Origin of the sequence: Mycobacterium sp. (assembly GCF_049585075.1) — a bacterium.
Classification (GTDB): Bacteria; Actinomycetota; Actinomycetes; order Mycobacteriales; family Mycobacteriaceae; genus Mycobacterium.
The window spans coordinates 1-9,846 of record NZ_JBAUZA010000033.1 but is presented as its reverse complement, the minus strand read 5'-3'; the positions used below and the strand labels follow the sequence as shown (position 1 = coordinate 9,846).

General features: G+C 66.7%; 9 protein-coding genes and 2 pseudogenes. 8 read left to right on the top strand and 3 right to left on the bottom strand.

Features of this window, described 5'->3' with window-relative positions:
* The 6 genes and pseudogenes from WB785_RS01640 to metK all read left to right on the top strand — a co-directional run.
* Positions 1–88, top strand: a pseudogene (locus tag WB785_RS01640) (orotidine-5'-phosphate decarboxylase); the annotation flags it as partial.
* Positions 89–712: 624 nt separating this feature from the next.
* Positions 713–1,030, top strand: coding sequence for an integration host factor, actinobacterial type (mihF, locus tag WB785_RS01635; protein ID WP_424076958.1), 318 nt, complete (start codon positions 713–715; stop codon positions 1,028–1,030).
* Between the two features lie 19 nt (positions 1,031–1,049).
* Positions 1,050–1,676, top strand: a complete 627-nt coding sequence (gene gmk, locus WB785_RS01630) for a guanylate kinase (protein ID WP_424076957.1) — start codon at positions 1,050–1,052, stop codon at positions 1,674–1,676.
* Between the two features lie 65 nt (positions 1,677–1,741).
* Entirely contained in the window at positions 1,742–2,068 is a 327-nt protein-coding gene (rpoZ, locus tag WB785_RS01625) for a DNA-directed RNA polymerase subunit omega (protein ID WP_424076956.1), read from the top strand.
* Positions 2,069–2,089: 21 nt separating this feature from the next.
* Entirely contained in the window at positions 2,090–3,364 is a 1,275-nt protein-coding gene (gene coaBC / locus WB785_RS01620; RefSeq protein ID WP_424076955.1) for a bifunctional phosphopantothenoylcysteine decarboxylase/phosphopantothenate--cysteine ligase CoaBC, read from the top strand.
* A 95-nt stretch (positions 3,365–3,459) separates the two neighbouring features.
* Positions 3,460–4,671, top strand: a complete 1,212-nt coding sequence (metK, locus tag WB785_RS01615; protein WP_424076954.1) for a methionine adenosyltransferase — start codon at positions 3,460–3,462, stop codon at positions 4,669–4,671.
* 15 nt (positions 4,672–4,686) lie between these two features.
* On the opposite strand, the gene WB785_RS01610 is transcribed toward metK, so the two are convergent.
* From WB785_RS01610 to WB785_RS01600, 3 genes are read right to left on the bottom strand one after another with little or no spacing between them, the layout of a single operon-like run.
* On the bottom strand, positions 4,687–6,174 hold the full coding sequence (locus WB785_RS01610; protein ID WP_424076953.1) for a flavin-containing monooxygenase: 1,488 nt from the start codon (positions 6,172–6,174) through the stop codon (positions 4,687–4,689).
* A 35-nt stretch (positions 6,175–6,209) separates the two neighbouring features.
* Positions 6,210–7,172: an alpha/beta hydrolase gene (locus WB785_RS01605; RefSeq protein ID WP_424076952.1), complete on the bottom strand. Its 963-nt coding sequence runs from the start codon at positions 7,170–7,172 to the stop codon at positions 6,210–6,212.
* Entirely contained in the window at positions 7,169–8,128 is a 960-nt protein-coding gene (locus WB785_RS01600) for an alpha/beta hydrolase (protein ID WP_424076959.1), read from the bottom strand. Before WB785_RS01600 ends, WB785_RS01605 begins: the two co-directional genes overlap by 4 nt.
* On the opposite strand from WB785_RS01600, the gene WB785_RS01595 reads away from it, so the two are divergent.
* Both WB785_RS01595 and WB785_RS01590 read left to right on the top strand, forming a co-directional pair.
* Positions 8,085–8,834: a lysoplasmalogenase gene (locus WB785_RS01595; protein WP_424076951.1), complete on the top strand. Its 750-nt coding sequence runs from the start codon at positions 8,085–8,087 to the stop codon at positions 8,832–8,834. The genes WB785_RS01600 and WB785_RS01595 overlap by 44 nt on opposite strands.
* Before the next feature lie 53 nt (positions 8,835–8,887).
* Positions 8,888–9,846: pseudogene (locus WB785_RS01590) on the top strand (primosome assembly protein PriA); the annotation flags it as partial.

The window sequence follows — 9,846 nt, the reverse complement described above, 5'->3', positions numbered from 1 at the left end:
CGAAGTACTGCGGGCTGGTCCCGACATTGCGGCGCTGCGAGCGGCCGCTGAGCGGATGCGTGACGCGGTCGCCTACCTAGCCGGGTAGCGGATGAACTGGCTGGGGCTGTGCCTCATCAGACTCAGCGGCCCCATTAGTAAACGTCCGAAGGTTTAGCCACGTCGTCAGATCGATGACACGAGCGATATCAGTACCGCTGCTGGAGTCGGCCTGTAGCGACGTGATATCGCATGCGCATCGCTTTCAAAAACCGTGTCATGGTTGGTTACCGATGCTGGTGTGACTCATGTTGGCAGAGTGACTAGCCACGAGCCCCAAGCCCGCGTCAAACAGTTGCGTAATGCGCCGCGACACGCGCGACACGCCGTGACATGCGCAATCGGGTTAGTTTCCGCTTTTCACGCGGCGTCCGGGCGGCCAGGAGCCTGCGTGCGAGGTGGCTCGTGAGCGCGGGCGACTCGCCAAAACCGCTGGTAGAGCCATTTTCTCCACGTGGAGCCGATCCTTCCGGCCCAGCTGCACAACCTCCGCCAAACGGCGCCTCGGAACAGCCCATCTCGATGCCACACGCTGCACCTTTGTGGATTCAACCAGGGGGGCGGGTTAGATTTCGTCTGGCAGCGTGGGTACGGTCGTCTCCGCTGGCTGGACTACCCAGCTGAGACAAACAAAGATCGATAGCTGTCGATTAGTGATTGAGACGGAGGAATCGTGGCTCTTCCCCAGTTGACCGACGAGCAGCGCGCAGCCGCCTTGGAAAAGGCTGCCGCCGCACGCCGTGCGCGAGCCGAGCTCAAGGATCGGCTGAAGCGCGGTGGCACCAATCTCAAGCAGGTGCTCAAGGATGCTGAGACCAACGAGGTCTTCGGCAAGATGAAGGTTTCTGCGCTGCTGGAGGCGTTGCCGAAGGTTGGCAAGGTCAAGGCGCAGGAAATCATGACCGAGCTCGAGATCGCCCCGACCCGCCGCCTGCGTGGGCTCGGCGATCGTCAGCGCAAGGCCCTGCTGGAAAAGTTCGACTTCTCCTAATCGCCCTCTAGGAGAGTCGGTGAGCGCCGACGGGGGACCGGACGGTGGCTGCGACGAACGTCTTGGGGCTAAGCCTGCAGGACGCGTGGTGGTGCTGTCCGGTCCATCCGCGGTAGGAAAGTCGACGCTGGTCCGTTGCCTGCGGGAGCGGATTTCTGATCTGGTGTTCAGCGTTTCGGCGACCACTCGAGCGCCGCGTGCGGGTGAAGTCGACGGCGTCGACTATCACTTCGTGACCCCGGCCCGCTTCCAGCAGCTGATCGACGACGGCGCCCTGCTGGAATGGGCCGAGATCCACGACGGCCTGCACCGGTCGGGCACCTTGGCCCAGCCGGTCCGCGACGCCACCGCCGCCGGCCACCCGGTGCTGATCGAGGTTGATTTGGCTGGTGCCCGCGCCGTCAAGCAGGCAATGCCGGAGGCGATCAGCGTGTTTCTGGCCCCGCCGAGCTGGGAGGCCTTGGAGGCCCGATTGATCGGCCGGGGGACCGAAACGCCCGGAGTGATCGAACGCCGGCTCGCCACCGCCCGCATCGAACTGGCGGCTCAGAACGACTTCGACGAGGTCGTGGTGAACAGTCAATTGGAGACTGCATGCGCAGAATTGGTATCCTTGCTGGTGGCTCCAGCGCCGGGTACGGCGTGATCCGCCATCAGACTCGAATCATCATCTAGTCGCAGACCGCTCTACGCCACCAGGAGAAAGTCTTAGTGAGTACCTCGAAGACCGACGCGTCATTGGCCGCCGTCCCCGATCAGTTCGATCCGGCATCGGGTGGAATCGGCGCGTATGACACGCCGTTGGGCATCACCAACCCCCCCATCGACGAGCTGCTCGAGCGCGTTTCAAGCAAGTACGCCCTGGTCATCTATGCGGCCAAGCGGGCTCGGCAGATCAACGACTACTACAACCAGCTCGGTGAGGGCATCCTCGAATACGTCGGGCCGCTGGTCGAGCCTGGGCTTCAGGAGAAGCCGCTGTCGATCGCCATGCGAGAGATTCACGGCGACCTGCTCGAGCACACCGAAGGCGAGTAGCGGGATCCAGGCGGGCTTGTGATGAGCCTCTCGGGTGACAAGCGGACAGACCGCAAGCGGATCATCGTCGGCGTCTCCGGAGGTATCGCCGCATACAAGGCCTGCACCGTCGTTCGCCAACTCACCGAGGCGGGCCATCAGGTCCGCGTCATCCCCACCGAATCCGCGCTGCGCTTCGTCGGCGCGGCTACCTTTGAGGCGCTGTCGGGGGAGCCGGTGCACACCGGTGTCTTCGAGGACGTTCCGCAGGTCCCGCACGTTGCGATCGGCCAGGGCGCCGACTTGGTCGTGGTGGCACCGGCGACCGCCGACCTGCTGGCCCGGGCTACCCACGGCCGCGCCGACGACCTGCTGACCGCGACACTGCTCACCGCGCGCTGTCCGGTGTTGTTCGCACCGGCGATGCACACCGAGATGTGGCAGCACCCGGCCACCGTCGAAAACGTGGACACGCTGCGACGGCGCGGCGCCGTGGTGCTGGAACCGGCATCCGGTCGGCTGACGGGTGCGGACAGCGGCGCCGGCCGGCTGCCGGAAGCCGAGGAGATCGTCACGTTCGCCCAGCTGCTGCTGGAACGGCACGACGCGATGCGCTACGACCTGGCGGGGTTCAAGTTACTGGTGACCGCCGGTGGCACCCGCGAGCCGATCGACCCGGTCCGCTTCATCGGCAACCGCAGCTCGGGCAAGCAGGGTTACGCGCTGGCGCGGGTCGCTGCCCAGCGCGGCGCGGAGGTCACGCTGATCGCCGGGCATACCGCTGGGCTCGTCGACCCGGCCGGCGTCGAGGTGGTGCACATCAGCTCGGCTCAACAACTTGCCGACGCCGTGTCCAAGCACGCACCCGACGCCCACGTGCTCGCGATGGCAGCTGCGGTGGCAGATTTCCGGCCCGCACACGTCGCGACCGCCAAGATCAAAAAGGGCGCGGAGGAACCACCGGCCATCGAATTGATCCGCAACGACGACGTGCTCGCCGCAGCGGTGCAGGCCCGGGCGGCCGGGCAGCTACCCGACATGCGGGCGATCGTCGGCTTCGCCGCCGAGACCGGCGACGCGAACGGTGACGTGCTGTTCCACGCTCGGGCCAAGCTGCGTCGCAAGGGCTGTGATCTGTTGGTGGTCAACGCCGTTGGTGAGGGCAAGGCCTTCGAGGTGGACAACAACGACGGCTGGTTGCTGGCATCCGACGGCACCGAGTCGGCGCTGCAGCATGGCTCGAAGACGCTGATGGCCAGTCGTATCGTAGATGCGATCGTCGCGTTCCTGCACGGGGGCGGTGGCTCCGCCACCTAACCCCGTAACATCCAGGGCTGGCCGAGAGCGGCGGGCGGCACGAAGATATAATTTGTCTAACTAACAATTCCACCATTGCTTGGAAGGATGAAGGTGTGAGCGAAAAGGGTCGGCTGTTCACCAGCGAGTCGGTGACCGAAGGACATCCCGACAAGATCTGCGATGCGATCAGCGACTCGGTCCTCGACGCACTGCTGGCGGAGGATCCCCGCTCACGTGTCGCGGTTGAGACGTTGGTGACCACCGGGCAGGTGCACGTGGTCGGTGAGGTGACGACGACGGCGAAGGAAGCGTTCGCCGACATCACTAACACGGTTCGCGCGCGCATCCTCGACATCGGTTACGACTCGTCGGAGAAGGGTTTCGACGGGACCACATGCGGAGTGAACATCGGCATCGGCGCGCAGTCGCCCGACATCGCTCAGGGCGTCAACACCGCCCACGAAGCACGCGTCGAGGGTGCGGCGGACCCGCTGGACTCGCAGGGCGCGGGCGACCAGGGCCTGATGTTCGGCTACGCGATCAATGACACCCCCGAGCTGATGCCACTGCCGATCGCGCTGGCCCACCGGCTGTCGCGGCGGCTGACCGAGGTGCGCAAGAACGGCACGCTGCCCTACTTGCGGCCGGACGGCAAGACGCAGGTCACCATCGAGTACGAGGACGACGTGCCCGTCCGACTGGACACCGTGGTCGTGTCTACCCAGCACGCCGCCGACATCGACTTGGACAAGACACTGGATCCCGACATCCGGGAGCACGTGCTTAAGGCCGTGCTGGCGGACCTTGCTCACGAGACGTTGGATTCATCGGCGACGCGGGTGCTGGTCAACCCGACCGGCAAGTTCGTCCTTGGCGGCCCGATGGGCGACGCCGGCCTGACCGGCCGCAAGATCATCGTGGACACCTATGGCGGCTGGGCCCGCCACGGCGGCGGCGCTTTCTCCGGCAAGGATCCGTCCAAGGTGGACCGTTCCGCAGCGTACGCGATGCGCTGGGTGGCAAAGAACATCGTTGCCGCAGGCCTGGCGGAGCGGGTCGAGGTGCAGGTGGCATACGCGATCGGCAAGGCCGCCCCGGTCGGCCTGTTCATCGAAACCTTTGGTACCGCGATCGTCGACCCGGTCAAGATCGAGAAGATCGTGCCCGAGGTGTTCGACCTGCGGCCCGGCGCGATCATCCGCGACCTCGACCTGCTACGCCCGATCTACGCGCAGACCGCCGCCTACGGGCACTTCGGCCGCACCGACATCGAGCTGCCGTGGGAGCAGCTCAACATGGTCGACGAGCTCAAGCGCGCCATCTAGCGCGACCAGACGCAGCTAGCCCGTGAACTGGTAGTCGTCGAGGTCGAAACGTCGGCTGCGCCAGTACGCCTCGAGCGTGGTCGAGGGCCGCAGTGCCACGTCGCCGTTCTTGTCGAAGTAGTAGCTGTTGGCCACTTGACAGCTGGCCTGCCAGAACACTTGGCGGTGCCGGCGGCGCATGACCTCGGCGAAGTAGCGGGCGTTGGCCTCCTCGGTGACCTCGACCCGGATGGCGTTGCGCTGACGGGCCCGGTTCAGGCATCGCAGCATGTGGTGGGACTGTGCCTCGATCAGCGCGAAGTACGACGATCCGACGTAGCCGTACGGGCCCATCACGCTGAACATGTTGGGGAAGCCGGGAACACTCACGCCCTGGTAGGCCTGCAGCCGATGTTCGTCCCAGAACTTGGCTAGCGACAGGCCGTCGCTCCCGGTGACCGCAAAGGTCGGCATGCTGTCGGAGTCCAACACGTGAAAGCCGGTGGCCAGCACCAGCACATCGACTTCGTGGCTGACGCCGTCGGTGGTGGCCACCGCCGACGGCGTGATCTTGTCGATCGGCTCGGTCACCAGTCGCACGTTGTCGCGGTTGTACGTCGACAAGTAGGTGTTGTGGAAGCCGGGGCGCTTGCAGCCGATCGCGTACTGCGGGGTGAGTTTCTCGCGCACTGCCGGATCCCGGACCTTCCGGCGCAGGTAGGCGCGGCCGACCGATTCCATCCACCTGGCCAGCGGGTACACCGTGAAGTACTGCGCCGGAAGGGGAAAGGTCACCTCGACATAGGCCTGGCTGATCAGCCGCTGAAGCGTTTTCGCGCCGGGCAGGCGCATCGCCCAGTGCACCAGTTTGGGCAGCGGCACGTCGAACTTCGGGAAACACCAGATCGGTGTGCGCTGAAACACCGTGAGCTCTTTGACAATCGGCGCGATCTCGGGAATCAGCTGCACAGCCGAGGCGCCGGTGCCGATCACGGCGACTCGCTTGCCGGTCAGGTCCTGGTTGTGATCCCAGCGGGCGGTGTGCATGATGACGCCGCCGAAGGAGTCGACGCCGTCGATGTCGGGCAGCTTGGGCACGGTCAGCACACCGCTGGCGTTCAACAGGAATCGGGCGGTGACTTCTCCTCCCGGATCGGTGTGCACCCGCCACAGCGCCCGCTCGTCGTCGAACTCAACCGAGAGGACCTTGGTGTTGAACCGGATCTTCGGCCGGATCCCGTACTTGTCGGTGCAATGCTCGGCATACGCCTTCAGTTCTTTGCCCGGTGCGTAGGTCCGCGACCAGTCCGGCCGCTGCTCGAACGAGAACTGGTAGGAGAACGTCGGAATGTCAACGGCGATACCGGGATAGGTGTTCCAGTACCAGGTGCCGCCGACGTCGTCGCCGGCTTCGAGGATCAGGTAATCGTCGAAGCCCGCCTGACCGAGCTTGATTGCGGTGCCGATGCCCGAAAATCCGGCTCCGACGACGAGGCAGTGGTAGTCAGGAGAATCGCCGTTCACGTTACCGACGGTACCGCCTCCTGGTTTTGCGCCCGCTAGTGCAGGGCTGCTTTCAAGGCGGCGAGTCCGCGGTTGGTCGCCTCGGCGGCCGCCGGTATGAGCAGCGCGAAGCTGACGTAGCCGTGCACCAACGTGGGCTCGTTGCTCAGTTCGGCGGGCACACCTGCGGCGTTGAGCAATTCGGCGTAGTAGGCCCCGTCGTCGCGCAGCGGATCATGTTCGGCGGTGCCGATGTAGGCCGGCGGGAGGCCGGAGAGGTCGGCGGCGTTTGCCGGAGCCAGGGTGACCGGCAGTGCGGTCGGCACGCTGATATCGACGCCCGGCAGATACCAGGTCAAAAAGGCGTCGATGACGTCGCGGTCCAGGATCGGCGCGTCGGCGTTCTCGATGAACGACGGCAGCGACAGGTTTGCCGCGATGGTCGGATACCAGAGCAGTTGAAACGCCAGCGCCGGCCCGCCGTTATTGCGGGCCAAGAGCGCCATCACCGCAGCAAGGTTGCCGCCGGCGGAGTCGCCGGCGACGGCAATCCGGTTCGGGTCGCCGCCCAGCTCGCCGGCATGCTCGCCGACCCATTGCAGCGCGGCCCAACAGTCGTCAACGCCGGCCGGGAAGGGGTGTTCCGGGGCGAGCCGGTAGTCGACCGACACCACGATGGCTTCAGCGCCGACGGCGTGTGCACGGGCGACCGGGTCGTGGGTGTCCAGATCACCGAGTGCCCAGCCGCCGCCGTGGTAGAAGACGACGACGGGCAGGGCGCTGTGTTCGGTGACCGGCGGCCAGTAGATGCGGACCGGGATGTCGGTGCGGTCGCCATGCCCGACGATGCGGTTCTCGATGCGCAGGTCAGGCAGCATTTCCGGGGGAACCTGCACCTGGCGCAGTTTCGCGCGCGCGACCTCCACGCCGTCCGCGGCGGTGAAGGTCAGCGGGAACGCGTCGAGGATGGCCTTCAGCGTCGGGTCAATCGCTGGTCGGGTGGTGGTCGGCTCCGTCATGGACCCACCCTATGCAGGGCGGCACGCAGTGCGGCCAGCCCCCGGTCAAGGGCGGCCGTCGCGGCGGGCACCACCCCCGCGTAGCCGACGTAGCCGTGCACCAGGGTCTCGGCGTTGTTCACCTCGACGGGAACGCCAGCGGCCGCGAGCAATTCGCCGTAACGGATCCCGTCGTCGCGCAGCGGGTCATGCCCGGCGACGGCGATGTAGGCGGGCGGCAGCCCGGCCAGGTTCTCGGCGCGTCCCGGTGCCATTCCGGGCGGGGGATCGGACAGGTCGACGTCGCCCGCGTACCAACGCGAAAACGCGGCGATCGCTTCGCTGTTGAGGATGGCCGCGTCGGCGTTTTCGGTGAACGACGGCAGCGACGGGTCCCACAGCGTGGAGGGATACCACAACAGCTGAAATCGGAGTTTGGGGCCACCCGCATCGCGGGCCCGTTGCGCGATCACCGCGGATATCGTGCCGCCCGCGGAGTCGCCGGCCACCGCCAGGCGGCTGGCGTCGGCGTCGAGCTCGCTGCCGTGCTCGGCGACCCATTGCGTTGCGGCCCAGGCATCGTCGACACCGGCGGGGTAGGGATATTCGGGGGCCAGCCGGTAGTCCACCGACACCACCACGACATCGGCGCCCACGGCGTGCTGGCGGCAGGTGCCGTCGTGGGTGTCGAGGTCACCGGCGACAAAGCCGCCGCCGTGGAAGAACACCAGCACTGGCGGTGTGGTGTGATCGGTTGGCGGCCAATAGATTCGGATGTCGATCGGACCGGCCGGCCCGTCGATCGTGCGGTCTTGCACGCGCAGCTCCGGGTGAAAGGACCGCCGCGGCAGATCCCGCAGCCGCTGGCGAGCCACTTCGACTCCCTCGTCAGCGGATAACTGGAACGGGACCGCATCCAGTACCTTCAACAGAATGGGATCAACGGTGGGCACACCGACACCGTACGCATCCCGGATTGTGGTCGGTTGCTGGGTAGCCGCCGGTTGGGTCGGCCTCGGCTACGGGGTGTTTTTGACGGTGACCGCGTTGCGTTCGCCGCCGGGCGCCGAGCTGACCGGACAGTGGCCGGGGCAGCCGGCCTTCAAGGCATTGATGGCGCTGCTGTTGGCGTTCGGCGCGGCCGCACATCCGATCGTCCGCGAGCGGCGTTGGCTGATGCTGGCGTTGGTGTTCTCGGCGGCCGGCGACGCGCTCCTGGCAATCCCGTGGTGGACGGCGTCGTTCGTGCTCGGTCTGGCCGCATTTCTGCTGGCGCACCTGTGTTTTCTGGGTGCGTTACTGCCTCTGGCCAGGTCGTCGGGCCGTTCACGCCCGCGTTTGATCGCCGTCGCCGCGATGTGCGCGGCGTGCGTGGCGCTGCTGGTCTGGTTTTGGCCGCACCTGGGTCGCGACGGGTTGACCGCTCCTGTCACGGTTTACATCGTCGCGTTGGGCGCCATGGTGTGTGCGGCGCTGTTGGCGCAGCTGCCCACAATCTGGACGGCGGTCGGTGCGGTGTTTTTCGCGGGGTCGGACGCGATGATCGGTGTCGGCCGGTTCGTGCTGGGCAATGAGGCGCTGGCCGTACCGATCTGGTGGACCTACGCGGCGGCGCAGATCTTGATCACCGCCGGCTTCTTCTTCGGCCGAGTGTCGGCGAACTCTGCTACACCTGCTGAGTGAGCACGCGGACCAGGCAGACCGCCCCATTCGAGCCAATCGCGCGGGTGCTGCCGATGTTGTCGGTGCCGCATCTGGACCGCGAATTCGACTATCTGGTGGCCGCCGAACAATCCGACGATGCCCAGCCCGGAGTGCGGGTGCGGCTCCGATTCCACGGCAGGCTGGTGGACGGGTTCATCTTGGAGCGTCGCACCGATACCGATCATGTCGGCAAGCTGGCCTGGCTCGACCGAGTGGTGTCCGCTGAGACGGTGCTGACCCCGGAGATCCGTCGGCTGGTCGATGCCGTCGCGGCACGTTACGCCGGAACGCGCGCCGACGTGCTGCGGCTGGCGGTGCCGCCCCGCCACGCCAAAGTGGAACGCGAAAATCCAACGCCACCAACGCTTCCCGATCTAACCGCCATCGACCGGTCCAGCTGGGAGACATACGGCCGCGGCGGGCAATTCCTCACCGCGCTGAGCGAGTCGCGTGCCGCGCGCGCGGTGTGGCAGGCGCTGCCCGGCGAGCAATGGGCGGACCGATTCGCCGAAGCCGCCGCCCAGACGGTGCGGACCGGCCGTGCGGTGTTGGTGATCGTGCCGGATCAGCGCGACGTGGACGCGATGTGGCGCGCGGCGACGACATTGTTTGACGAGACGTGCGTAGTGGCCTTGTCGGCGGGGTTGGGTCCCGCCGCACGCTACCGACGCTGGCTGGCCGCACTGCGGGGCAGCGCACGGTTGGTGATCGGTACTCGCAGTGCGGTATTCGCGCCCCTGGCCGATCTGGGGCTGGTGATGGTGTGGGATGACGGCGACGACACCCTGGCCGAGCCGCGGGCACCGTATCCGCACGCCCGCGAGGTAGCGATGCTGCGCGCCCACCAGATGCGGTGTGCGGCCCTGATCGGCGGCTATGCCCGTACCGCCGAAGCCCACGCGCTGGTGCGCAGCGGGTGGGCGCATGACGTGGTTGCTGCGCGCCCAGTGGTGCGCGCCCGCAGCCCTCGGGTGGTCGCGCTCGACGACGG

Excerpts from the sequence above, each read along its gene's own strand:
- WB785_RS01595 (WP_424076951.1), top strand. The coding sequence starts at position 8,085 with ATGGGATCAACGGTGGGCACACCGACACCGTACGCATCCCGGATTGTG.
- WB785_RS01605 (WP_424076952.1), bottom strand. The coding sequence starts at position 7,172 with ATGACGGAGCCGACCACCACCCGACCAGCGATTGACCCGACGCTGAAG.
- coaBC (WP_424076955.1), top strand. The coding sequence starts at position 2,090 with ATGAGCCTCTCGGGTGACAAGCGGACAGACCGCAAGCGGATCATCGTC.